The organism is Burkholderia sp. AW49-1, from assembly GCF_053427845.1.
Genome location: NZ_JBSAXF010000001.1, coordinates 81,355 through 106,184, shown reverse-complemented (window position 1 = coordinate 106,184; position 24,830 = coordinate 81,355). Strand labels below are relative to the sequence as shown.

Below are 24,830 nucleotides of genomic sequence, written 5' to 3'. Positions count from 1 at the left end.
TTGATCGCCGACACCCCACCGGGAGCGCCGGCGATGAACGCGACTGGGACGATCACGATGACGATGCGTGAAGTGGATCGTCTGAAGGAAATTGAGGCGGTGGCCGAGTGCCGGCTCAAGCCCGGCCAGGCGGCCGACCGGCTGAGTTTGAGCGTGCGGCAGGTTGAGCGCCTCGTGTTGCGCTATCGCGCGGCCGGTTCGACGAGGCAGCCTGTCGAGCCTGGCCGCAGCGCATTCGACAGGCGCCGCAGCATCTGCAATTCGGGCGGCCACTCACCCGACAATGACCTGCTGCCCCGGATCGATCTCGCCCGGATGGCTCGCCAGGTTCCGGTTGAGCTGCAGGATTTCGTTGAACGCGACGTTGATCCGCTGACCATCCGACATCCGCTGCTGTTCGTCGGCCGGCACGTGCGCCGCGGCAAGCAGCGATCCTTCGTGGCGCTCGGCGATCGACCACAACGAATCGCCAACCGCCACGTTCACCGTCAACGGCGGCGCCGACGTCGTACCCGGTGAACTCGTCGGCGCCTGCGTCGGTTGCGACGGCGCGCTCGACGGCTGCGTGCCCGCCTTCGTCGATGCCGACGGCGTCGCGGACGCACTCGGCTGGACCGGCGCCGTCGTCGCGCCGGGCGACGGTGCGAGCGAGGCGCCAGGCGCCGGTGTCCCGGCATTCGGACCCGACGGTTTCGGCGACGAACCCGGCGGTTTGTGCTGATCGTCCGGCGCGGTCGCCGCGTTGTACAAGCTGATTCCCTGCAAGATCCCGAAGACCGCCACCGGTGCCAGCGCGATGCCCGTCGGCAAGCGCTCCATCCACGGCGTCGCGTTCGGGAAGTGGGAATGCAGCCGCCCGGCGCCGAGCAACGCGCCGGACATCGCGGTCAGCGTGCCGGTCACCGGATCCTTCGTCAGCGCGGTATGAATGCCGGTTGCGATGCCGACCGCCGATGTCAGGTAGTCACCGGTCGCGCTTGCGATCCGCGCGAGCTGACTGCGGTTCTCGGCATTCACGCCGCGCAGGCTGCCCCTGTACACGATGCCGGTATAGGCGGCGCTCAACACGCCACTGATCGCCTGTCCGCCAGCCAGCCAGTTGCCGTGCGCGATCGCGGTGAACGCATTTATCGAGATCGAGCCGCCGTAACCGCCCAGCGCCAGCAGGCGACCCACCCGGCCGACCAGATGCCGCGGGCTGCCATGGTGCAGCAGCTTCAGCGATGTCCCGCCGACCACGCCCTGCATCTGCGCGAGCATGTCGGCGGCGATCGCCTTCGTATGCGCGACGGTGTCGTCGAACGAAAGCATCCCGTCGGTGTTGAGCGCGCGAAGCTGTGCGGCCATCGCCTTGCCTTCGTGTGCGATCTGCTCCAGCTGCGCGCCGCGTGCGGTCACGTCGAAGCCGTTCGCCTTGAGCTGTGCCTGCAGCCCGCGCACGAGCCTGTCCACCACGCGGTCGAACACGCGCGGGTCGCCGTTCTTCAGGCTCGCGACCGCGCCGTGATGCAGCGCCTGGAACACACGTCCGACCCGCAAGCCCGCGTACAGCGAGTTCGTTGCGGTCTGCACGGACTCCCGGCCGAGCGCGACGAGCGCACCCGCGCCCGCGCCGCCGGTCAAGGTGGCCGCCGTGATATCGCCCGCGATCCGCTTGCCCGAGGGCGGCGGCGTATTCTCGCCGATCGGTTCGTCGTGAACCCGCAGCGCATGCAGTTCCGCCTGCGCGCGTTTCGCATCGGGAATATCGACCTGCGCGAGCTGGGCCGCTTCCCGGCGGCTCGTGCCGATCGGCTTGGTGCCGTCGTTGATCAGCGCCGGGTCGCGCGCGACCGCGCGCCAGTGCTCGGCCGGATCGGCCGCGGAAGGCTGCGTGCCGGTCTTCACGCGGGCAGGCACGCTCGCACCGTAGTCGTTCAGCCAGCGTCCGCCGAACGCGCGAGCGCCCTCGTCCGTCTTGGTACGCGGCTTGTTACCGTCGGCGTTCCACAGCTTCGTCGCATGCTCGATCGTCGCCTTGCGCGCCTGGTTCAGCCAGACGGTCGTGTTGCCCTCGTAAAGCTTCTGGCGCAGCGCGACCAACTCGGCGGGCGTCATCCCGTCCGCGATCCCGAGCCGCTCGATTTCGGCGAACAGCAGCTGGTGCTGGTTCACGAGTGTCTGCCGGTCGACGCGCTCGAATACGCGTGTCAACGCATCGGCGCCGTGCAGGCGGTTGATGATCGCGGGCTGCTTGCGGTTCTCGACGATGAGCTTCGCGAGCGCGCCGGTGAGATCCTGGTTGCCGATGAAGTCCGCGCCATGCGTGCCGTACGACAGCCCCATGTGTACCCATTCGAGCCCCTTGTGCTCGAGCACCGCGCGCAGCAGTTTTTCGTGCCCGCCGCCCGGCACCGATTCCGGCACCGCATCCCAGCCGTGGAACGTGACCATCACGTTCGGCGCCGTCGTGTCGGGATGCGCGTTCGACCAGCTTTCGAGCGCGCTCATGACCCGCACATAGTCGTGGTACGTGTCGTTGGTGCCCGACTGGAACCGGTAGTCGGCGCCGGACACGAGCGCACGCGACGGCGCGGTTTCGAGCCGGATCGCGAAACCGGTGCGCGCGGCCTCGTCTAGCCAGCCATGCAGATGGGCGAGATCGTCGAGCGCGAGCGCGGTCCCGTCCGAACCCGGCGCCGGATGGATCATCCCGTTATCGCCGTCGAACACGGCGCGCTTCTGATCGCCGAGCGCACGCACCGCGCGCAGGAAGTCCGGATCGTGCGCCTTGCCGAGCACCGCGGCTAGCGAATGCGGATCGACCACGAGCGTGGCGACCGGCATCACACCGCCGTACCGCTCGACGAGCGCCCCCATCAACGCGGGATCGTCGCTCAGCGAGAACGAGCGCGCCATCGGCACCATGCGATCCTGCAACGCCTTGTCCGAGCGCGTGAAGATCTGCCGGATCCGCTTGTCGGCGACGGTCGCCGCACCCAGGTTGCGCGTCCGCGCGCGCAGCTTGCCCGGCACCGGCAGGAACCGCGACGCCGACGTCGACACGTCGCGCGCGACGTACAGCTTGTTGAGCAGCGTGCGCCACATGCCCACGTCGACCATCACGGCCTGCGGCTCGCCCTTCAGCACGAGATTCACGTTGCCGGGCCGCTGCGCCTGCTTGTTGTACGCCTCGATCTGCTCGTGCGTCTGTAGATACTCTGCGGGTTTCGCCACGCCGCTGCGCAGACTGAACGCAACCGAGGTGGCCGACGAGAGCCCCGGCTGATACGGCTCGATCGACAACGGCGCAGGTGTCGCACCCTTGCTCCCCAAGCGCCGCAAGTCCGCGAGCACCTCGTTGTAGCCGTGCCGCGTGCGGGCCGCAAGCGCGCGGAACGGCGCCGAGTTCAGGCCGCGCACTTCCGCATCCTTCCATTGGTCACGCAGCGCCTTCGCCCGTGCCTGGAGCGCGGCGACGCGCGTTGGCCGTGCACTGTTCAGGAACTCGTTCGGCGACAGTTGCGTGAGCAGGAAATGCACGTCCGTGCCGAAGCGATCGTTGCCGATCGGCATTTCATCGAGCGGCACGCCCTGCTTGTTCTCGTTGTTGGCCTGCGAGAGCTTGTCGAACCAGCGCATCTGGCCCTTGCGCCCGGCAATCACGCCGAGCGGATCGCCGAGCGCCTCGGCTACCGCGCCGTCGGTCCTGAATACGTAGATCACGTGACGGTCGCCGTCCAGCGCGCCGTTCCGGATTGCGGTCAGCAGATGCGGCACGCTGTTGCCGCTGAAGTCGACCGCATTGAGCTTGGACTGCTCCGACGGCAGCAGATGCGGATCGATCTGCGGCAATGGCGCGGCGTTCGCATCGCCGCCCTGCTCCGTGCGCGCCAGCGGCTTGCGCACCGGCATGATCGACTGGAACAGGTCGCCGGCCGAGCGGAACGGTTTCTTCTCGACGGCCGGGGCCTCCTTCGCCGGCCGGAACCCGCCGATGCGATCGACGGTCGCGGGCGCCACGTCGCTGACGATGAAGCGAATCCCGCGGCGCGGCGACCGGCCGACCGGAATGCCGCCGCGGCGGCGGCGCCTGAATACCGTATGCAGATCCTGCTGGGGAATCTCGGTATCGCCGACCGACGCCTTCTCGAAATACTTCCATTCGTGGTTCGTGTTGCGCTCGGCATGGCCGAGCACCTTGCCCGTCTCGTCGTCGACCACGTGAATCCAGCGATGCTCGCCGGACACCGCGTGCACGGCCTGGCGCGGCCGCTTGAAGACCGGTGCATCCTGCAGCTTCGACACGTCGGCAGCGAGCGTCTTCTCGATCGCCTGACCCGAAGGTGTCACGGACCACGACGTCTTGCCGTCCGGCGTCTCGATCTTCGACGCACCGCCGAACCGCACCAGTTCGTCATGCTCGACCGGCGACAGATAGAAATCGAACTTGCCGCGTGCGCGTCGGCCGCTGTTGTCGGCCCGTTCCAGCGCCTTGTTCAGCGCATGCGGCACGCGCGAGCCGTCCAGCATCCGTACCGGGCCGAGCGCGCCGTTCGCATCGGTCTCGAGTACCGCGACGAACGTCGGCACCGCGTATGCATCGGTGCTGGCCGGCGGCTTCGCATGCGCGGCGACCAGCACATGCGCGTTGGCGCCAAGCTGGCGAGCGAGGCCGTCCAGTGTCGGCGCATGCCGGCCGTCGACCCGTGTGAGCGTGCGCCGTCCGAGGGTGTCGAGCCATGAGGCCGCACGCGCCTGATTGTTCGCCTCCACCGCCGCGGTACCCTGAGGCGCGGCAGGTGCGGGGGCATGACCGGAAGCGGAGACCGGCATTGCCGCGGCGGACGGATCGCCAGCCGGGTTGCCCGCGGCACTCGCCAGACGGCCGCCCGGCCCGGCCTGCCCGAACATCGGCCAGGTCGGGCTGCCGTCGACCGCGCCGAGCGCGCGCGCGCCGCCGGCATGCACGGCCGCATAGCCTTCCGGCAGGCCCGAGTGATCGACGCCGGTGAGCCGGTACGATACGTCGCCGGTCGCCGCGTCATGGGTTCGCACGACGTACATGTCGACGCCGGCTGGCTTGAACAGCGTGCTGCCGTCGGGCGTGGTGATGCGCAGCGCGCTCGCCGGATCGTGGCCGAGCGCCGACAGCAGCACGACGTCGGCCGGTGCCGCAGCGTCGACGGCGGCCAGGTTCGCGGTGGCGCTCGCCGCCACGCGTTCCTGCGGCGTCAGGTCGCCCTGTGCGAAGGCGGTGTCGTCCGGCAGTGCATCGGCCGGCACGTATGCGTGATCGCGCGGCCCGACCTGCGCCGCATCGAGCGCCTGCCCGAGATCGTCGTGTGCGACCGTCCTCACGCCTTCCGGCAACGCGAGCGGCGCGCCGGCGGCCGTGCGGCGCGTCGCGTGCGGTGCCGGCGCCGCGGCGTCGGGCACCGTGCCGCTGAACCGGAACCAGCCTGCCTCGGGATCGAGCCTGCCGAGATCGGTGCCGCTGCCGAGCACGATGCTGCCGTCCCGCATGACGAATTCGACGCGCAGGTTCGTCAGGCCTGCCGAGTCGAATGCCTGCATCACGTCGTCGATCACGCGGGTCGGCTCAGGGTCGTCGAGGAAATGGCTCGGCCAGTGCTGGCTCACGGTGCCGCCGGCTTGCGTCACGCGCGCGGCGTCGCCGATCACGCCCGGCCGGTCGGCCAGCGCGGTGCGGAACGGATGGTCGAGCGTGACCGATTCGAACGTGGCATCCGGGATCGTCGTGAAGTCGTAGCCGGGATCGGCAAACGTCGGATCGGGCACGCGCGGCACCGTGGGGCGCGCCGGCCGATCGGCCGGCGGTCGCGTCGCCGTGTGCGCGGTGGTCGGCGCCGGCTCGGCGTTCGGCCCGGCGGGCAACGCCGGACGGCCCGCACGGGCGGGATCGCCGACGAAGCGCTGCATCGGCAGCCGATCCTTGTCGATCTGGCCGGTCAGGCGCGTCCCGCGCACGGTGGTCGAACCGTCGGGTTTGACGAGCAGGATGTCCAGCGGAGCCCAGACCGATGTCGGCCGCCCGGTGAACTCGGACAGATGCTGTGCGAGCGCCGCTGCGAACGTCGTGCTCGCGGCACGCACCTGGCCCGGCGCGACGCGCAGCGGATCATGCTTGTTCGACCCGCCGAAGCAGGAATACAGCGTCACGTCCTGCCCCGGTTCGAGATGCGGCGCGACACGCTCGGCCACTTCGGCAGGGGTCAGCGGCCTGCCTGCCGGGCCGAGCATCGCGTCGGCCGACATCCCGTGCCCGAACACCACGTGATGACCGGGGGGCGACATCAGCCCGCGCGCGCCGATCGCGTGCAGCGGGTCGGTGTCCGGCATCAGCAGCGTATCCGCGGGACGCAGGAATTCGGGATGCTGCGTCGCGTCGATACCGGTCACGTCGTCGAACCCCGGCTGCAGCACCGAGTGGCCGTGGATCGTCGTCGTGACCACGCCGTCGTTGGCAATCGTGCGGTCCGTATAGACACGGCTGGTCTTCGGATAGATCTTCTGCGTTTTCCCGGACAGGCCGTCGTCGGCTTCAGCCTCGGCGGCCTGCTCGGTGCGCGCGGCCCACTCGTCCGCCGTGAAGATCTGCCCCGGCTCGACCTCGACGAGCGGAATCGGCACGTAGACTGGCGGCTCGCTCGCGTCCGGTTCGGCCGCGAGGCGCGGATGCGGCTGCGCGGGCCCGCGCAGCGTGGCGCCCGGCCGCGCGGCATCGCCCGGCGCACCGGCGTTGCCACGCCGTCCGCTGTCGGCCTCGGGATCGATCTGCGCTTCGATCGGGCGTACCGGTTCGACCGGCGCGTTGTCGTGCGCCACGGTGCCCGGCACGGGTTCGCCACGCCGTGCTAACACGAGCGGCGGTTCGCTCGCGTCGGGCGCCTCCGGAACATGCAGGTAGAGCCGCGTCGACACGTCGGGATCATGTGCCGGCACGACGATGTCGTCGCTGTTCGGATGCAGCTCCAGCGCGCCGGTGCCACGTATCGAATTGGACGCGATCGACGCGATCACCGGCACCTGCAGCTCATACGCGAGCTCCTGCGCGAACGGATAGCCGCCGGAACCGAGATAGCAGCCCGTCAGCAGCACGCCGTTGCCTTCCGTATAAGCCGGATCCTCGAGCAGCCGGCGCGCGAATTCCTTCGGCGACATCGTGTTGCCGCCCTGCGTGAGCGCGATCGAGCTCTCCCAGCTCACGTCGCGCGGCTTCGTGCCGTGCGATTCGGCGATGTCGAAGCCTGACACCTTCAGGAATTGCCGTGCCGTCTCGTGGCCGAGCAGGTTCACCACATCCGAACCCGGCACGGGCCGCAGTTCGAGCGGATTGATGCGGACCGGCTGCGCGCGGCCCGGCGAGAACTTGCCGTTCACGTCGGGTTCGATCTGGAACCGCGCGAGCCGGCGATTGGGATTGGGGATCGCACGCTGCCATCCGGCCGTGTCGTCGTCGCCCAATCGGCCGAATACGGGGGCCTGGATCAGGTCCGCGAACTCCTGCAGCAATTCGGGATCGGCGCCGCTGCGCGGTCCCTCCAGCGCGATCGGCGTGCCCGGCGTATAGCCCTTCCACGCCAGTTCCTCCAGCGCGTGCGTCATTTCGAGCGCGCTCGCCGATCGGCCGCTGCGCGGATTGATGACGGAGCCGCCGCGATTCGTCAGCACGCGCCATACGTAGACGCTGAGCGGCACACGCGCGTCGCCCAGCGCACCGCCGCCGCCGCCGCCCCAGCGATTCGACACCGGGCGTGGCGCGACGGTGCTCCAGTCGACTGCATGCGCGCCCTGGTCGATGATTGCCAGCGCCGGCGAGAAACGATAGGTGCGCGGCGCATGCTGCACCGAATGATCCGGCTTCCCCGCGAGACTCGGTGCGCCGGGCTCCACGACGATGCCGGTCGTATAGCCGGAGTCGGGGCTGCCGTCGCTGCGATAGCGCGGCGAACGCCACGCGACGAAGCCGCTTGCGCCGTACACGTCCACGCCGAGCACGTTCGCGAGCAGTTGCGCGAGCGGGCTCACCCGCGTGCCCGCGCCGCATGCATAGAGAATGACCGGCGATTTGCCGTCCCAGCCGCTCTGCCGCACCATCTCGGCCAGGTCCTCGGCGCTCATCGGCTTGCCGGTCGCGCTCGCGAACGCATCGGACCACGCATGCGCGTACACGGCGAAGTAGCCGGGCGGCACCGGCATCAATGGCCGCTCGCCCGCCGGCAGACGATTCTCGGGCTGGTCCGGATGGTTCGAATAGATCGCGAGGTCGGCTTCGCGGCGCGGATATGCGCCCCATTGCGTCTCGCTCATGCCGAGCGGCGTGTTGATGACGTCGACACGCCGCCCGTCCTCGCTGCGGATCAGCGGTTTCGCGGGATCGAACCCGCGCGGGTACATCACGCGCAGCGTGCGATCGTACGTATCGTTCATCGACAGCATCAGCGAATCGCGGGCGTCGGTGAGCCCGACGCGAGCGACCACCGCTTCGGGCGGCACCGTGCCGTCCGCGGCGAGCGCACCGTGGTCGACCAGCGCGACCTGATAGCGGCCCGCCGCCACGCCGCTGCGAGCGACCATCATCGCGTCGTGGTACGACGCGTAACGCGTGACGCCGATCGTGCCGTCCTCGTTGGAGGCAGCGGCCGCCAGCTTCACCGGATCGTCGCCGGCGGCCGCGCGCCGCGCATCCGCGTTCGCTGCGCGGATGTCGTCCGCCAGGTTGCCGCGTTCGGTCGCAGGCAATCCGTCTTCGTCGGGGGTGCGCACGTTCCCTTCGCCGTCCTCCAGCGCGTACACGTAGTATTCGACGTCCTCGAGACGGTTGCCGCTGTCGAGAATCGACCCGACCACGCCGCCCAGCGCCTCCGGATCGGCCGCCACATGCGCGGGAATGCTCCACGACGTCGGGCGTCCCGCCGTTGCCGGCGCGCCGGCTTTGGACGGTGTCGAGGACGTCGAATTCGCGGGTTCGCCAGCCAGCGCATCGGCAACGGCCGGGGTCGCCTCGCCGTCGATTCCTTCGGCGTCGGGCGCAAGCCGCAGCACGATCGCGTCGTCCGGCGTGCCCAGCGTGCGGCGCGCGCGCAACCACGCAGCGAACCGCGACCGCAGCCCCGCCTCGGCCGGCGACACCGGTTCGCCGTCGGCGGCGGGTTCGCCGAAACTGGCCGCCTGCTCCTCGGCGTGCTGCCACGGATTGCCGATCTCGCCGACCGCGAGACGCTGGTTCGCCAGCCCGTTGCCGAACATCGTGTTCGCCACGTCGACCGCGATCGGCCGCGGCATCGACGTCGGCGCGGGCGTCTTCGTGATCGCGCGGATCGGCGCCTCCATCAGCGTGTGCGAGCCGAGGCCCATTTGCGCGACGCCGATCCCGAGATTCAGCAGCTGCTGCGCGCGATCGGAATCGGACATCGCGTCCCAGTTCTTCACGAGCGACACACTCTGGTCCAGCATCTGATAGCCGCCGATCGCGCCGCCCGTGATATTGAACACGCCGGCCGTGCGGCCCGTGGTCTGCGCGAGCGACTGGAACGCGTCGGCTTCCTGCGCGAAACGGCCGAGACCGGCGACGTCGGCCGTCACGCCCTCGCCGCGCGATGCCAGCGTGACCAGGTCCGATACCTGGCCCGTCGCGCGCAGCAGCGACGAGGCTTCCGCGAGCGACTTGGCCGCCACGCCGAGTCCGCCTCCCGCGATGCCTGCGCCGCTGCCGATCAGGCCGATCCAGTCGCCGCGCGCCTGGGCGTTGCCGAAGCCGATCGACTGCCCGTGATCGCTGAGGTTCTTCAGGTCACCGATCGCGGCCGGCACGCCGACGGCCATGCCGGCACCGACGGCCGCCATCGCGTAACCGAGCAGCGGGCCGCCGCCGATCGCACCGATCCCGCTCGCGACCAGTACGACGCCGCCGACCGCAGCGAGAATGCCCGTGCCGATCTCGAGGTAGTGCTCGACGTGCTGGTACCACTCCGTCTTGTGCGCGTCGATCGACTCGTATTGCGAGAAACCGCCGGTCGCCGAGCTATCCGTCAGACTCTTCGGCACGTACAGCTTGCCGTCGTCGGACAGCGCGTTGTTGTGCTGGTAGTCGTCGACGCTGTCGTACTTCCAGCCGCGGTCGTCGATCAGCTTGAACTGGCCCGGATGGTTCTCGATCTGCACCTTGAACAACGCGCTCGGCGCGGTACCCGTGCCCTTCGACACGTAGTAGATCGGCACGAGCGACACGACCGCGTGGTCGCCGCCGACCTTGCGGATCTCGTCGACGACGGTCTGGATCATCTGCGTCGCGGCAGAATTCTTCGCGTACAGCGACTGGCTGTTTACAGCCGTGCCGTTCAGCATCTGCCCGTTGCCGACGATCATCTGCTCGAGCAGTGCCATCGACGGCACGTCGTTCGCATCGGTCGGCACCGCGCCCGGATCGTCGGGCTGGATTCCGAGCCCGGCACCGACGAAGTTCGTCATCTGGTCGGAGCCGGTCGTGAACGTATAGGACTTGTCGTTGAAGTTCTTCTGGAAGTCGTCGAAATACGCTTTCAGCTGCTTGTCCGGATCGGCCTGGAACAGCTTGTAGCTGGCCGACGCAACCTGTTTGTTCTGATTGTTCTGCGCGTGCTCGGTGCCTTGCTGATAACGCAGCTGAAAGTCGTTCGCGAAGCCCGCGCGGAACCGGTCGTCGTTCTGCATCTTCGACAGCAGCGCCTTCGACAGCGTCGGATCGACGCCCGACGACAGGGCCTGGCGCACGCTGTCGAAGCCGTAGCCCGTATCGCTGCCGCGCAGCGTATAGATCAGCGTCTTCGCATTGCCCTTGTCGTCGAGCAGCCAGTTCGCGACGTCGTCCTCGCGCTGCACGGGCACACCGCTCGCGGTCGGCTGCTGGTCGGCCAGCCCGACCGCCTTGCTGAGCCCCTTGTAGAACTCGGTGCCCTGCCCGTATGGCTGCGGCGTGCCCGTGTTCGTCTGCATCCACTTGTTGCTGAAATCCTTCTCGACGGTGTCGAGCACGACGCCCGCGAACTCGGGCGGCGCATTGTTCAGGATGTCCTGCATCCACTTGCCGACCTTGTCGGCATTCATCGTGCCGTCGTTACGCGCACGCACGCTCGCCTGGTCCGTCGCATCCGCATCCGGCTTCTGCATCAGCGGATCGATTCGCGAATGGATGAAGTTCTCGTTGAAATGCGGCTGGCCGGCCTGCGTCCACAGCGTCTGGCGTTCGTCCAGCGAGAACGACGCGTCCATGTTGGTTTTCAGCACCTGAAGCGCGGCGCCGGGATTGCTGCCCGGGTCCTGCATCAGCTGCGCGACCTGCTGCTTCGTGTACTGCAGCCGAACGTCGGGCGCGGCCGCGAGCAGCAATTGCATCTGCTGGTAGCCCTGCGATTTCTGGTCGACGTGTGCCAGCGCATACTGGAACACGCCCTGCTGGTCGATCTGGTCCTTCAGCGTTTTGGCCGCCGCCGGGTCCTTCACGTCGGCCGGATTGACGGTCACGCCCGTCATCTTGACAAACGCTTCCGCGAGCGGGTTCTGCTGCGCGAGCGCCTTCTCCTGCGTCGACAGCTTCGGGTCGTTCGGGTCGACGGTGACACCGGTGTCCTGCAGCAGCGCGAACGTGACCGGATCGGACTGCGCGAGCTGCTTCATCTGCGGCGACAGCGACGGATCGTCGGGATTGATCGTCGCGATCGTGCGCTTCAGCTGGCTTTCCTCGCCCAGCGCGTCGACGAGGCCGGTGTACCACATGCCGTCGTGATTCTGCTTCACCGACGCGACGACCTGCTTCTGTTCGTCGGCCGTCACGTAGGTCAGCGCGGTGTCGTCACCGCCCGTCACGACCTTGTCGTACTGGCTCTGCGCCTGCGACAACTCCTGCGTGATGTCGGCCTCGTCGGCGCGGCGCAGACCGCCCGGCTCCTTCTGCCATGCCGCGTAGTCGGCCTTCGCGTCGTTCAGCCGCAGCGTCGCGGCCGACGTGCTGTATTCGTGGCGCAATGCGGTGGTGAGCGCCGTGTATGCGTTGTTGGCGTCCGTATCGGCCGTGCTGGCCGCCTGGCGCAGCTGCGCGCCCGTGTCGGGATCGGCGCGGCGGATACCGCCCGGCAATGTGTTGTACTGCTGTACGTCGGCATTCGCGCTCTGGTCCTTCTGCGCCGCCATCGCGAACTGGAACGCCTTCACGTTGGTCGCGCGCTCGGGCGCCGATTCGGCCGACACCGTCTTTTGCGCGTCGTCGAGGACCTCGCCGAGCACGGGATCGTTCGGCGACGCAGTGCGCAGATCCGACGCCACGCCCGCGATTGCCTTGTCGGCGTCGCCGCCGCCCTCGGCCGCGACGCACATCTGGTTTTGAACGGCTGCCTGCACCGCGCCCCAGGCGGTCTCTGCCTTCTTCACCTGGTTGTCGAGGTCGGCCTGCGACGCCCCCTGGTCGTGCAGGCGCTTGAGCGTCGCCATTTCGGCCTGGGCGATCTGGAGCAGGCGCTGCGTCTCGGCCTGCGCGGCCGCGAGCGCCTGCTGTTCCGGCGTCTGGGCCGGCGGGGTGCTGCCGGAACCGTTCTTGGGCGCCGGATCGTTATCGTTCTGCGGCTGCGGCACGCTGACCGGCCCGCCCCCGCCCACTGCCATCAACACCATGTCCGTTCTCCCGCGGCATGCGTGACGTGCCGGCACACCGGCAGGCGGGCCACGCGCAATGATCCATTGTGCCGAACGCCCGCGCGTGAAAAAGGCACGAATTACGTAGTCGTCGGCCGGGTTGCGGCGGTGCGGGGAGACCCGCGCTACGAACGAAGTGCCGGTCCACCCCCGATTGCCTCGAGCGGAAAAATTTGCTGATCGTGCTGGCGCGCGTCATAAGTACGCGCTGCGTCGCACCGGCAACCCACGATCCGCCCGATGCGTTGCGGACCCGACGGCCGCCGCCCCTCATCCGCATCCGCGTCCGTGCATTCGTCCCATGCGCTCGCCGCAGTCGGGCCACGGTGCGACGCCGCGATTCCATGCGCTTTCGCAGAGGACCTTTCCTGTGCAGCGCCTTAATCGACGGTCGCGCGATCTCCAATAATGGCCGCTCGATCCGTCGGCCGGCGCGCCGACGCGACCCACCGGCGATCGGGCCGGAGACCAACGATAAAAAATCCTATGCATTCCTATAAAACCATCCAGACCGCCAACGCGCGCGTTGCCACGCCGCATGCCCTCCGCCGCAGCCGTCGCGCCGGCACGCTACCGGGGACCGTGCTCGCCGCCTGCGCGGCCGGCCTGATTCCGGGCGTCGCGCACGCGCAGAGCAGCGTGACGCTGTACGGCCTGATCGACACATCGATCACCTACGCGACCAACCAGCGCACACAAGGCGCCGGTTCGCCCGGAAGCGGCAGCGTCGCGCTGACGAGCGGCGCATTGAACGCGTCGCGCTGGGGGCTGCGCGGCCGCGAGGATCTCGGCGGCGGGACGGCGGCGGTCTTCACGCTCGAGAACGGTTTCTCGGGCACGACGGGCAAGCTGTCGCAGAAAGGCGTCGACATGTTCGGCCGTCAGGCATGGCTCGGCGTGAGTTCGCGCACGGCCGGCACGCTCACGTTCGGCCGCCAGTACGACCTGATCCTCGATTTCGTGACGCCGCTCGGCGCGTCGGGCCCCGGCTGGGGCGGCAACCTCGCGGTGCATCCGTACGACAACGACGACTCTAACCGCAACCTGCGCATCAACCATGCGGTGAAGTACACGAGCCCGACGTATCGCGGGCTGACGTTCGGCGCGATGTTCGGATTCTCGAACACGGCCGGCGCGTTCTCGAACAACGCCGTGTGGAGCGCGGGGCTCGGGTATGCGAACGGGCCCCTGAAGCTCGGCGCCGGCTACCTGAAGATCAGCCGCGACCGCAATGCGCCGAATCCGGACGGCGCATTGAGCACGGTCGACGGCTCGGCGACGATCACGGGCGGCAACCAGCAGATCTGGGCCGTGGCCGGCCGCTATGCGTTCGGCCCGCATTCGGTCGGCGCCGCGTGGTCGCACTCGGCCACCGACGGCGTGAGCGGCGTGCTTCAGGGCAGCGGCATCACCCCGCTGAAGGGCGAATCGCTCGTCTTCGACAACTTCACGGTCGATGGTCACTACTTCGTCACGTCAGCGTTCAGCGTGGCCGCCGCGTATACGTACACGATGGGCCGTTTCGACACGCGCACGGGCCAGACGCGCCCGAAATGGAACCACGTGGTCACGCAGGCCGATTACGCATTCTCGAAACGCACGGACGCGTATCTGGAAGCCGTCTATCAAAGCGTGAGCGGCGGCAACGGCAATCCCGCCTTCAATGCGACCGTCTGGACGATGACGCCATCGGCCAACAGCAACCAGCTGGTGGTCGCGCTCGGGTTGCGGCACAAGTTCTGACGCCCCCCCGATGCACTACACGCCCGCACCGGCATGGCACGTCTCGCATCGCCGCGCACGCCGCGGTTTCCGCGCAAGCAAGAATGCGTCCTGCGTCGTTCCCGTGTGAAAAATGCGGAGAAACTGGTCACGCTGTGACATTTTTCCTAATCTAGTTGCAGCGGCGCCGTGCTTCGGCGTTCCGGCCGAGACAATCTTTCATATGGCGCATCGCCGGCTTACGAAAGTGCATCGCGCACGCAGGCCGGCACTTTCGCGCCGTCTCGCCGGATGCGTGACGCGGCAGTTCGCGCGCACCACGCTTTCCTCGCAGTCAAACCGCAGGAGACGCACGATGAGCAAAACGAACCGATTTGCGGTCATGGCAGCCTTCGCGCTGCTGGCGGGTTGTCACCACGCGGCGAAAACGCCCGAGAATGCCGAGATGGCGCCGGCGCCATCGAGCGAAGCGGTCGCGACGGTGGCGGCCGACGATCTCAACAATCCGAACAGCCCGCTCGCGAAGCGCAGCGTCTACTTCGATTTCGACCAGTACTCCGTGAAGCCGGAATACCAGACGCTGCTGCAGGCGCACGCCGACTACCTGCGCAGCCACCCGTCGCGCCGCGTGCTGATCCAGGGCAACACCGACGAACGCGGGACGTCCGAATACAACCTCGCGCTCGGCCAACGCCGGTCGCAAGCCGTGATGAGCGCGCTCGAAACGCTGGGCGTGCAGGCCTCGCAACTCGAAGCGGTCAGCCTCGGCAAGGAAAAGCCCGTCGCGCTCGGCCACGACGAGGATTCGTGGGCGCAGAACCGCCGCGCCGATCTCGTCTATCGGTGACCGGATGCCGCCGCGACAGCGGCATTCCGGCTACTCATCCCCTGATGTAGCGAATCTCCGGGGCGCCCCAGCCCCGGCCGCGTGCTCGCGCCAACGCGTGCGCCGCTCCGCTTCGCCATGTGCCGAACGCAAAAAGCATGGAATAAACCGCCCGCCGGAAACGTTTCGTCATCGCGCGGTCGCCGGTTCACGCGAACCGCCCTGCCGCGCGGCCTTCTCGGCGAAAGGAGAGTGAAATGAATTCGGCAAGATTGGCGGCGACGCTGCTCGCGGCGTTGATGCTCGTGCTGTCGACCGGATGTACGTCGTCGGGTGGCGGCGTATCGCAAGGCCCCGGCATGAGCCGGTATGGCGGCGCGGGCGGCAGCGGAGGTGGCAGTGGCGGCGGAGGGGGCGGCGGCTACTGAAGCGCCGCCGGCAAGGATCGAGCGGGGCGTCACGCAAGAACGCAGCCGGAAACCGGCCGCCTCACGCGCGACGCCCCGCTTCGTCGCACGACTTACTGACGCATGGCCTTCACGTCGGCCGGCGTGACGCTCGCGGGCTGGCCGCCCCACGTCGCGCGCAGGTAGTTCGCGAGCTGCGCGAGTTCGTCGTCGCTCAGCGTGTGCGCGAAACCCGGCATCGGCTGAAGATTCTCGAAGCCGGCGAACTTCTGCTCGTCGATGCCGTCGAGCATCGCGACCAGCAGGTTGCGCGCATCGCCCTGACGCAGCGTCGAATTGCCGTTCATCGGCACCGCCACGTGCGGCTTGCCTTCGCCGTCGAAACCGTGACAGCCCGCGCACACCGCGAGATACACCGAGCGGCCGGCCGCGAGCTGCGCGGCATCGGCCGCCACCGGCTTCACCGCCTGCGGCGCCGGCGGTGTATCGCCGAGCAGGTACACGGACAGCGCGCGCAGATCGTCCTTCGTCATGTGTTGCGTGCTCAGGTGCACGACCGGATACATTTCGCCGAACGCCGAGCCTTGCGGCGCGATGCCGACGCCGAAGAACGTCTGCAGGTCGGTGCCCGTCCAGCCGCGCGCGGCGAGGCCGGCCGGCGTGATGTCCGGCGCGGCCACGCGGCCGAGCGCGGCGCCCGCGAACGGCTTCGCGCCGTCAAGCTGCCCCGTGAACGCACGCGGCGTGTGGCATTCCGCGCAGTGGCCGAGCGCGCCCGCCAGATAGCGGCCGCGCTGCCAGTCGGCGGACTGGCCGGTCGATGCATCGGGCAGGCTGTCCTTCAGGAACACCATGTCCCAGAACATCATGCCGAAGCGCAGGTTGTACGGGAACTTGAGTTCGTGCTCGCGGTTTTCCTGCGCGACCGGCTTCACCGTCTTCAGGTACGCGTACATCGCGTCGGTATCGGCGCGCGTGAGCTGCCGGTACGACGTGTACGGCATCGACGGATACAGGCGCTTGCCCGGTGCCTTGCCGTCGTGCAGCGCGGCGTAGAAGTCGTCCGCGCTCCAGCCGCCGATCCCGTGATCCTTGTCGGGCGTGATGTTCGAGCCGTAGAACGTGCCGAACGGCGATTCGAGCGGCGCACCGCCGGCGAACGGTGCGCCGTCCTTCGCGGTGTGGCACGCCGCGCAGTCCGCGGCCTTCACCAGATAGCGGCCGCGCGCGACCTGGTCGGCACCGGGCGCGCCGGAAGCCGAGCTCGAAGCCGGCGCGTCATGGCCGCCGCAGGCGGCGAGCAGCAGCGCGCAGGCGGCCGCGAGTGCGGGCAGGCCCGCGGCCCGCGCGGCACGATGGGCGAATGTGCGTGTCATGCGGCGTCCTTCACGAGTCCCGGCGTCGTCAGAATCACGTCCTTCACGGCTTCGTAGTAGCGGACGTAACCGGTGCAGCGGCAGATGTGCGCGTTCAGCGCGTCGGTGATCGTGCGTTCGACGTCGGCCTTCGCGACCGGCTCGCGCTTCAGGCGTTCGATCAGCACCGTCGCCGCGTTGACGAAGCCCGGCGTGCAGTAGCCGCACTGGAAGCTGAAGTGCTCGAGGAACTTCTGCTGGATCGGCGACAGCTCCACCACTTCGCCGGCTTCGTTGCGCTTCGCGTGGCCTTCGATCGTGCGGATCGAACGGCCGTGGAAGAAGTGCGCGCCGGTGATGCACGTGCGCATTTCCTCGCTCGTGCCGTCCGGCTTGTCGACGATCACGACGCACGCGTGGCAGATGCCCTGCCCGCAGCCGAGCCGCGAACCGGTGAGGCCCGCATACTCGTGCAGGAACTCGATCATCATCAGCCCTTCGGGCACCGGCATCGGGCCGACGGACTTGCCGTTGATGTTCACCGACAGCGGTTTCTGCCGAAAGCGGACGAGCGGACGCTCGACGGCGGCCGGTGCGGCAGCGGGTGCCGATGCCGGGGCGGCCGAAGCCGCATTCGGCGCGGATGCGCCGGTCGCGGCCGCGCTGGCGCTCGCTGCCGACGCGGCGGTTTGGGCGGTCGTCATGCGAGTACCTCCTGAATCTTTTGCGGGGTCACCGGCAAGTCGGTGAAACGATGGCCGATCGCGTGCGCGATGCCGTTCACGATCGCGCCGACGACGGGGATCATCACCACCTCGGCGACACCCTTCGGCGGATCGGTCTCGGACAGCGGCGGCAGGATGTCGCCCGTCTGCGACCACACGGCGACGTCGGTCGCCCGCGGCAGCTGATAGCGGTTGAAGTTCCACGTGCCGTTGCCGGGGCCGTCTTCGTAAAGTGGCAGGTATTCGTGCAGCGCATGGCCGATGCCCATCGCGAGGCCGCCCTGCAACTGGCCCGACACGAGCTGCGGCGAGATCTGGTTGCCGCATTCCATGATCGAGTGATGCGTGAGCAGCTCGACCTTGCCGGTCGCTTCGTGCACGGCTAGCTCGACGAGCGTGCCGACCGCCGTGTAGTACGTGACGGCCGCGTTGTTGCGGCTCGTCGGCGGGATGAACACGCGCTTGCGGTCCAGCACGCGATAGCCGTTCGCGGTCGGCGCCAGCGTGCCGTGCATCGCGGTCGCGCCGGCCGGCGCGGCGGTGCCCGGCATCGGGCCGTCGTCGCCGGTCTTCGGCGCGCCGACTCGCAGCGACAATCCGTCGATCGGCAGACGATCGACCGCGCCGCCCACGTCGAACTCCGCGTCGGTCCATTGCCAGCGGTTGAACACGTGCACGACGGCGCCGGTCGGCAGGCCGAGCGCATGCGCCTGCTTCGCGAGCTGCTCGAACGTCAGCGGCTCGAGGCCGTCGGCGGTCAGCTTGCCGTCGGCCCAGCGCGCGTCCTCGATGCGGATCGTGTACGGCGCGGCCTGGCCGCCGCCGAGGCCGCGCGTCCAGATCGACATCGCGGCCGGCCACAGCCCGTAGCGGAACACCGCGCGCGCGGCTTCGCGCGTGCTGTGCGTGAAGTAGTACGCGGAGTTCGTCGCGCTCGACGGCGACGCATAGCCCGGCGACCAGCGCGGATTCGCGCTCAGCCGGTCCTGGTCGGCCTGCGACATCAGGTACGGATCGCCGCTCGTCTCGACCGGCAGATCGGGCCACTCGGTCACGGCAACGCGCACCTCGGTCGCCGGGCGGCCGAGCCACTTCGCGACCGCGACGGCCTGCGACGTCGACATCCCGGTGCCGATCTCGGCAGCCGTGTGATGCAGCGACACCTTGCCGTTCTCGTCGAATTCGACCTTCGCGAACGATGCCTCGGCACCCGTGCCGAAATCCTTCTGCACGCACGCAAAGCCGACGCCGTATCGCTTGCCCGGGTTCGCCGCCTCGAATTCGGCCTTGCGCGCCGCACGGCGCGTCCACAACGGATGCTGCCTCGCGCGTTCCAGCACTTCGTCGACGCGCAGCGCGCCGGCGGGAATCGCGCCCTGCGTGTTCTTCATCCCCGAACGCAGCGCGTTGCGCAGGCGGAACTCGATCGGATCGAGGTTCAGTTGCGCGGCGATCTCGTCGACCGCCATCTCGGTCGCGGCCATGCTCTGCAACGTGCCGTAGCCGCGCGCGGAGCCGGCGTCGATCGCGCGCGACGCGATCGCGACCGCCGCGAGGTCGCTCTTCGGGAAGTAGTAGATCGATTGCGCGGCCGTCGCGCCGACCATCGCCACCGACGGCGAGAAGTTCGAGCGACCGCCGCCGTTCGCCTCGAAGTCGCCCTTGAACGACTGCATGAGACCCGTGTTGCGATCGACCGCGATCCGGTAATGCATCTTGAACGCGTGGCGCTTCAGCGATGTCTGGAACTGCTCGTAGCGGTCGTTCGCGAACCGCACCGGGCGGCCGTCCGCGTACAGCGCGCAGACGAGGCCGTAGAACGGCACGTTGCAGTGATCCTTCGAGCCGTAGCCGACCGTGTAGCACGGATGCACGAACAGCTTCTTCACCGGGAAGCGGCATTTCGCGACCATCGCGGCCGCGTTCTCCGCCACTTCGAGCGGCGACTGGGTCGGCACGACGAGGTGCATCGACTGCGTCGCGGCGTCGTACCAGCAGTTCGCGTTGTCGGGTTCGAGCGCGGCGGTATCGACCGACTGCGTGCTGTACTCGCGATCGAACACGAGCCAGTCGGCCGACGGACGATCGAGCTCGGCGGCGATCTGGCCGGCCAGGAACATCCCGTGCTCGTCGAGCCTGCCGTGCTCCTTGCCGTCGGGCCAGACCGGCAGGTGCTTGCGCATCATGCTCGGGAAGATCGGCGCATCCTTCAGGCTCGAATAGACATCGTCGTCGTAGGCCGTCTTGCCGCCCACCCGCACGTAGCGGAACGTGCCCCACGGATCGCGCTCGAGCGGGCCCGTGACCGCGCCGTAGCGGATCACGTCGTCGCGGAACTTGAGCGCGTTCTTCGCGAAGCGGAAGCGCGCGAAGTCGTGATAGATGAGGATCGCGACCGCATGGCCGAGATACGCGGGGGTCTTGCCGGCGGGCAACAGCATGTCGTCGCCGTAGAACGTCGGGAACGCGACGCCGTCGCGTGCGAGATCGTCGGCCGTGACCACGCGGTCCGGCTTCAGTTCGTCACCGAGCAGCGACAGATCGAAGCCTTCGTAGGTGCGGTCGGCCTGCGTGGCGCGGAGGATCAGCGCGTGCGACTGCTGCTGCGGCCAGTGCGGCATGTCGGCTGCGCGCACGTCACGGGCGAACACTTTCGAGCCCGTGACCTTCGCGATGCCGTCGATGCGGAATTGGGGGATGCCGGTGACGCTATCCCATTTGACGGGGGTGAGGAGTTTTTCTTCGAAGAGCGCCGCGAACGCGCGGCTGCCGATGGGCGCGACGTAGACCGCGACGCCCGCCAGCACGCTGGCTTTCAGAAAACCCCGCCGTGACAGGCCGTGGTTTTTCATGTGGGGGAACCTCCTGATGCGGCTCGGACGGCGATCGGGTGTCGCGGCGTTCGGAGCGGCGCGCATTCTGGCATCGTTTTCGATATATCGCCTATAGTATTTCCCACATGAATTACTTATTGAATTTCTTATAACGGGATTCAGACGGGCTGCGGCGTCCGGTCGCGGGCGATACCCGTGCGCGATCGGGCGGTGTCACGGCGGGTGCATCGATCGCCGCGGGCCGATCGCGCGCCATGGGCGAGCCGTGCGCGGCGCGCGCCCGAACTGCTCCGCGCACGACTGCCCGACATCGTCCCGTGGACAACGACGCCTGCCCCGCGTCAGCGCATGCGCAAGGCGCGCGCCGGCATGGTTGACGGCGACTCGCCGACGCCCCCGCACGACACGCGCGGCGGATGTTTCATGGTAATGTCGTGCGCATCCGGCTCGCCGTTCATCCCGCCACGTGCCGTGCGGGGCGGCGGGCAATGTGCCGCATCGTGTCGAGGTCAAAATAGCCATGGCAGTCAAGGCAAGCCTCCTGAACGCCGTTCTCGCCACTCCTCCCTGCGGCAATCACCGCGTGACGGCCGCGCTGCGCCCGTCGATGCTCGTCACGCTGTTCGAGGACGTGCGCCCGATGGCACTGTCCGGCCTTGCCAGCGCGTTCGTCGCGGCGATCGCGCTGATCCGGCTGCAACAGATCTGGTGTTTCGTGTGGCTCGTCGTCGACGTCGGCCTGCTCGCCGCGCGGCTCGCGATCGCGCGCGCGTATGCAGTGCGCCGTGCCGCCGGCGACGATCGCGCCGAATATTGGGCGCTGCGCTATGCGCCCGTGTCGCTCGCCGCGTGCTTCGTGCTCGGCCTCGGCGTGATGGGCTGCGTGGAGGCGCCCGACGCCGAGCTCGGCACGCTGTCGGTGATGGTCGCGGGCGGCGTGTTCGGCGGGATCGCGTCGCGCAATTCGGCGCTGCCTCGGCTCGCGATGACCCAGGTCACGCTCGGCGTCCTGCCGATCGGCCTCGGCGCAGTGCTGGTCGACCGGCCCGGCGCATGGCTGCTGCTGCCGCCGCTCGCGATCTATCTCGCGGCCATGCGCACGGTCGTCCAGCGTCATTACCGCGTGCTGGTCGCGCTGATCGCCGCGCGCCAGCGCAACGCCGAGCTCGTCGCGCGCTTCGACGCCGCCCTCACCTACATGCCGCACGGCCTGTGCATGATCGACGGCGAGAGCCGCGTGATCGTCGCGAACCGCCGTACTGCGCAATTGTTCGGCTCGCCGCGCGAGATCATGCTCGACACACCGCTACCCGACGTCGTCGCGGCGCTCGGCGCGAATGCGGTGACCGATTCCGACGGCGCAGGTCTCGCCGCGCAATGCGACGTCTGGCTGAACCACGACGAACCCGTGCCGCTCGACATCACGCTCGCCGACGGCCGACAGCTGGAATTGACGCGCCATCGCGTGCCGGACGGCAACGCGGTGATCATCGTCGAGGACGTCACCACGCGCCGCCGCAGCGAGCAGCACATCCGTCACCTCGCACGACACGATGCGCTGACGGGATTGCCGAACCGCCACGAACTGCATGCGCAACTCAAGCGGATGCTCGCGCACCGGCCGCACCTGCCGAATTCCACGCTCGCCGTCATGTATCTCGACCTCGACGGCTTCAAGGCAATCAACGACCGGTTCGGCCACCAGGCCGGCGATGAAGTGCTCACGCAGGTCGCCGAGCGGCTCGGCAAGACGCTGCCGCCCGGCGAGCTGGCGGCGCGGATCGGCGGCGACGAGTTCGTCGTCGCGCTCGACGCCACCACGATGCACGCCTGCTCGCTCCTAGCCGCGCGGATCATCCGGCAGATCTCGGCGCCGTACACGCTGTCGATCGGCGAGACCGTCAGCTTCGGGATCAGCATCGGCATCGCGCTCGACGACGGGCACGGCTCCCCCGACGAACTGATCCGTCAGGCCGACAGCGCGCTGTACGAGGCGAAGTCGGCCGGCAAGGGGATTTACCGCTTCTATTCGGCCGGAAGCAGCCGCGTTCAGCCCGCGACCACGAGCTGAACGAGCGCCGTTCGCGTTGACGCCGGCCGCCACCGCGTGTCCCTTCGCTTCCCGCGATTCATTCCCGAAACGCTTTGCGTTGCTCGGCGCACATGCGGACGTGTTCCGCCGCGCTCGCCCGTGTCACGTGACGTGTTCCGTAACATCGGCCAGCGCCACGCGTCACGTTGGCCGCAGAAGCCCGCACGATCGGCGCTGAGCACGGTATTTCATGGCTGGCACCCTTATTGCTCCTTGACTGTGAAACAGGATGTCAGGGAGCCCAAACATGAATACCGTCGAAGTCCTCAGCCGTGCGGAAGCGAGCGATCAACTGGACGTGATCGACGGCGCCTCGCTGATCCGGCGGCTCGTTTCCGAGCACCGCGCGCCCGCCGCGCGTGAAGCCGCGTGCGTCGACAATCCGCCGCTGACGCTGTACGGCGCATATCGCCAGGGTGTCACCGATCACGCGGCGCGACGCGCAAATCCGTATCGCGCCGGCAGCCGTTTCTGGGCGCTGTGGGAAGAAGGCCGTATCGAAGCTGAAACCGCCGGTCGCTGAAGCGATCGCCCGCGCCGGCCCCGTCGCGAGGGGGCCGAAGCGCCGCGCGGCATGCGCGGACGGCCGCGCGCCGGCATGCGTTTCAGCGCTGCAACATCGCGTGCGGCTGCTCGGGTTGCGTATGTCGCTGGTTCGCACGCGGGCCGGTTGACGGCGTCCGCCATTGCCCGCACCGCGCACGCCGCGCGGCGGTCGTTTCCCGATAAGATGGCGGATTCCGTTCATCGAACGATGCCGCCATGACCGTCTCCTCCCACCGAAATCCCATCCACTGCGAGATCGATCTCGATGCTCCCGGCAAGCATGCGGGCTATCTGCGCCTGCCGCATTCCGTGCACCGCTCCGCATACGGCTGGCTGCCGATCCCGATCGCGTCGATCCGCAACGGCGACGGCCCGGTCGCACTCTTGATGGCCGGCAATCACGGCGACGAATACGAAGGCCAGATCATCGTGTCGCAACTGATGCGCGAGATCGATCCGGCGATGATCACGGGGCAATTGATCCTGCTGCCGATGGCGAATTTCCCCGCGGCCGATGCAGGCTTGCGCGTGTCGCCGCTCGACGAGGGCAACCTGAATCGCAGCTTCCCCGGCGACCCGGCCGGCACGCCGACGCAGATGATCGCGCATTACATCGAGCACGCGCTGCTGTCGCGCGCGCAGTATCTGGTCGATCTGCATTCGGGCGGCAGCTCGCTGCTGTACCGGGGCGGCAACATGCTTGCGATCGACCCGCTCGACGACGACGAGGCCGCGAAACTCAACGGGCTGCTCGTTGCATTCGGGCTGCCGAACGCGCTGCTGCACGCGCCGAACCCGGTGCACTCGGCATCGGCCGCGCGCCGGCAGGGCGCGATCTCGATCGTGACCGAACTCGGCGGCGCGGGGATGGCCGATCCGTCGCTGATCCGGCTCGGCCGCCACGGGCTGCTGCACTACCTCGGCCATATCGGCCTGCTGCACGGCGCGCTCGTGCCCGACGCGCCGCCGACCGTCACGCGCTTCCTGCGTGTCGACGGTGAACGCCACTTCGTCTACGCATACGAGCGCGGGCTGTACGAACCGCTCGTCGAACTCGGCGACCAGGTGAAGGCCGGCCAGCCGGCCGCATGGGTGCACTTCCCCGATACGCCGCTGCGCGAACCGGTGCTGCACCGCTTCAACGGCGACGGCGAAGTGGTGTGCAAGCGCGTGCCCGCGCAGGTGCGGCGCGGCGATTGCCTGTTTCAGCTGGCGGAGGCGTCGACGCCGCCCCGCGTTAGCCGATAGGCCGAGTTACCGTCCCGTACTTTTCCGTGCAGTCTGCCATGGATGGCGGACCGCATGCGCTCGCCATTAACCAACTTGACAAATTAACTCTTTTGGTTAAGATCGCGGATGGAAAAGAACGCGCCTCATTGCAAGCTGTCGCGGGTCAAGACACTCATCGGGACCGGCAACGTCCGGTTGACGACGAGCGCGGTGTTCGGGGCCCGGCAACTGGGTTTCACGGAAACGGAGGCGATCGGTGTCGCGATGTCCCTGGATACCGCCGATTTCTACAAAGGCATGACGACCTACGCCGATCACACGATCTGGCAGGACGTCTATCGGCGTCGCACCGTGAATGGCGACATATATCTGAAACTGACCGTGATCGACGACGTGCTGATCGTGTCGTTCAAGGAGCGATGAA

At 68.4% G+C, this 24,830-nt stretch carries 11 protein-coding genes; 7 read left to right on the top strand and 4 right to left on the bottom strand.

The annotated features are described in order from the left end of the window. Positions 1-273: 273 nt before the first annotated feature. Positions 274-12,648, bottom strand: coding sequence for an LWXIA domain-containing protein (locus ACV22W_RS00415; RefSeq protein ID WP_448017233.1), 12,375 nt, complete (start codon positions 12,646-12,648; stop codon positions 274-276). A gap of 507 nt (positions 12,649-13,155) precedes the next feature. Between ACV22W_RS00415 and ACV22W_RS00410 the strand changes: the two genes are divergently transcribed. From ACV22W_RS00410 to ACV22W_RS00400, 3 genes are all read left to right on the top strand, one after another. Then, the gene (locus ACV22W_RS00410; RefSeq protein WP_448017232.1) at positions 13,156-14,412 is read left to right on the top strand and encodes a porin; all 1,257 of its coding nucleotides are present in this window, start codon (positions 13,156-13,158) and stop codon (positions 14,410-14,412) included. A 334-nt stretch (positions 14,413-14,746) separates the two neighbouring features. Further along, entirely contained in the window at positions 14,747-15,238 is a 492-nt protein-coding gene (pal, locus tag ACV22W_RS00405) for a peptidoglycan-associated lipoprotein Pal (protein ID WP_059468012.1), read from the top strand. Between the two features lie 236 nt (positions 15,239-15,474). Continuing rightward, positions 15,475-15,645, top strand: a complete 171-nt coding sequence (locus ACV22W_RS00400) for a hypothetical protein (RefSeq protein WP_448017231.1) — start codon at positions 15,475-15,477, stop codon at positions 15,643-15,645. A 92-nt stretch (positions 15,646-15,737) separates the two neighbouring features. Here ACV22W_RS00400 and ACV22W_RS00395 read toward each other — a convergent pair whose 3' ends face one another. From ACV22W_RS00395 to ACV22W_RS00385, 3 genes are read right to left on the bottom strand one after another with little or no spacing between them, the layout of a single operon-like run. Beyond that, positions 15,738-17,000 carry a c-type cytochrome gene (locus tag ACV22W_RS00395; RefSeq protein ID WP_448017230.1) on the bottom strand — a complete coding sequence of 421 codons (1,263 nt, stop codon included), beginning with the start codon at positions 16,998-17,000 and terminating at the stop codon, positions 15,738-15,740. Then, complete coding sequence (locus tag ACV22W_RS00390) at positions 16,997-17,683, bottom strand: (2Fe-2S)-binding protein (RefSeq protein WP_448017229.1); 687 nt, start codon at positions 17,681-17,683, stop codon at positions 16,997-16,999. Before ACV22W_RS00390 ends, ACV22W_RS00395 begins: the two co-directional genes overlap by 4 nt. Next, positions 17,680-20,556: a xanthine dehydrogenase family protein molybdopterin-binding subunit gene (locus ACV22W_RS00385; protein WP_448017228.1), complete on the bottom strand. Its 2,877-nt coding sequence runs from the start codon at positions 20,554-20,556 to the stop codon at positions 17,680-17,682. The genes ACV22W_RS00390 and ACV22W_RS00385 overlap by 4 nt, the downstream gene beginning before the upstream one ends. 502 nt (positions 20,557-21,058) lie before the next feature. Here ACV22W_RS00385 and ACV22W_RS00380 point away from each other — a divergent pair. From ACV22W_RS00380 to ACV22W_RS00365, 4 genes are all read left to right on the top strand, one after another. Then, positions 21,059-22,609: a diguanylate cyclase domain-containing protein gene (locus ACV22W_RS00380; protein ID WP_448017227.1), complete on the top strand. Its 1,551-nt coding sequence runs from the start codon at positions 21,059-21,061 to the stop codon at positions 22,607-22,609. 268 nt (positions 22,610-22,877) lie between these two features. Continuing rightward, the gene (locus tag ACV22W_RS00375) at positions 22,878-23,153 is read left to right on the top strand and encodes a hypothetical protein (RefSeq protein ID WP_448017226.1); all 276 of its coding nucleotides are present in this window, start codon (positions 22,878-22,880) and stop codon (positions 23,151-23,153) included. A 239-nt stretch (positions 23,154-23,392) separates the two neighbouring features. Beyond that, positions 23,393-24,424 (top strand): succinylglutamate desuccinylase/aspartoacylase family protein, encoded by a 1,032-nt coding sequence (locus tag ACV22W_RS00370; RefSeq protein ID WP_448017225.1) that lies wholly within the window; start codon positions 23,393-23,395, stop codon positions 24,422-24,424. Between the two features lie 108 nt (positions 24,425-24,532). Then, a complete protein-coding gene (locus tag ACV22W_RS00365; RefSeq protein ID WP_448017224.1) occupies positions 24,533-24,829 on the top strand; it encodes a type II toxin-antitoxin system MqsR family toxin in 297 nt (98 codons plus the stop codon). The last annotated feature ends 1 nt before the right edge of the window (position 24,830 follow it).

Bases quoted from the DNA above. Each gene is read 5' to 3' on its own strand.
- ACV22W_RS00415 (WP_448017233.1), bottom strand. From the start codon at position 12,648: ATGGTGTTGATGGCAGTGGGCGGGGGCGGGCCGGTCAGCGTGCCGCAG.
- ACV22W_RS00410 (WP_448017232.1), top strand. From the start codon at position 13,156: ATGCATTCCTATAAAACCATCCAGACCGCCAACGCGCGCGTTGCCACG.
- pal (WP_059468012.1), top strand. From the start codon at position 14,747: ATGAGCAAAACGAACCGATTTGCGGTCATGGCAGCCTTCGCGCTGCTG.
- ACV22W_RS00400 (WP_448017231.1), top strand. From the start codon at position 15,475: ATGAATTCGGCAAGATTGGCGGCGACGCTGCTCGCGGCGTTGATGCTC.
- ACV22W_RS00395 (WP_448017230.1), bottom strand. From the start codon at position 17,000: ATGACACGCACATTCGCCCATCGTGCCGCGCGGGCCGCGGGCCTGCCC.
- ACV22W_RS00390 (WP_448017229.1), bottom strand. From the start codon at position 17,683: ATGACGACCGCCCAAACCGCCGCGTCGGCAGCGAGCGCCAGCGCGGCC.
- ACV22W_RS00385 (WP_448017228.1), bottom strand. From the start codon at position 20,556: ATGAAAAACCACGGCCTGTCACGGCGGGGTTTTCTGAAAGCCAGCGTG.
- ACV22W_RS00380 (WP_448017227.1), top strand. From the start codon at position 21,059: ATGGCAGTCAAGGCAAGCCTCCTGAACGCCGTTCTCGCCACTCCTCCC.
- ACV22W_RS00375 (WP_448017226.1), top strand. From the start codon at position 22,878: ATGAATACCGTCGAAGTCCTCAGCCGTGCGGAAGCGAGCGATCAACTG.
- ACV22W_RS00370 (WP_448017225.1), top strand. From the start codon at position 23,393: ATGACCGTCTCCTCCCACCGAAATCCCATCCACTGCGAGATCGATCTC.
- ACV22W_RS00365 (WP_448017224.1), top strand. From the start codon at position 24,533: ATGGAAAAGAACGCGCCTCATTGCAAGCTGTCGCGGGTCAAGACACTC.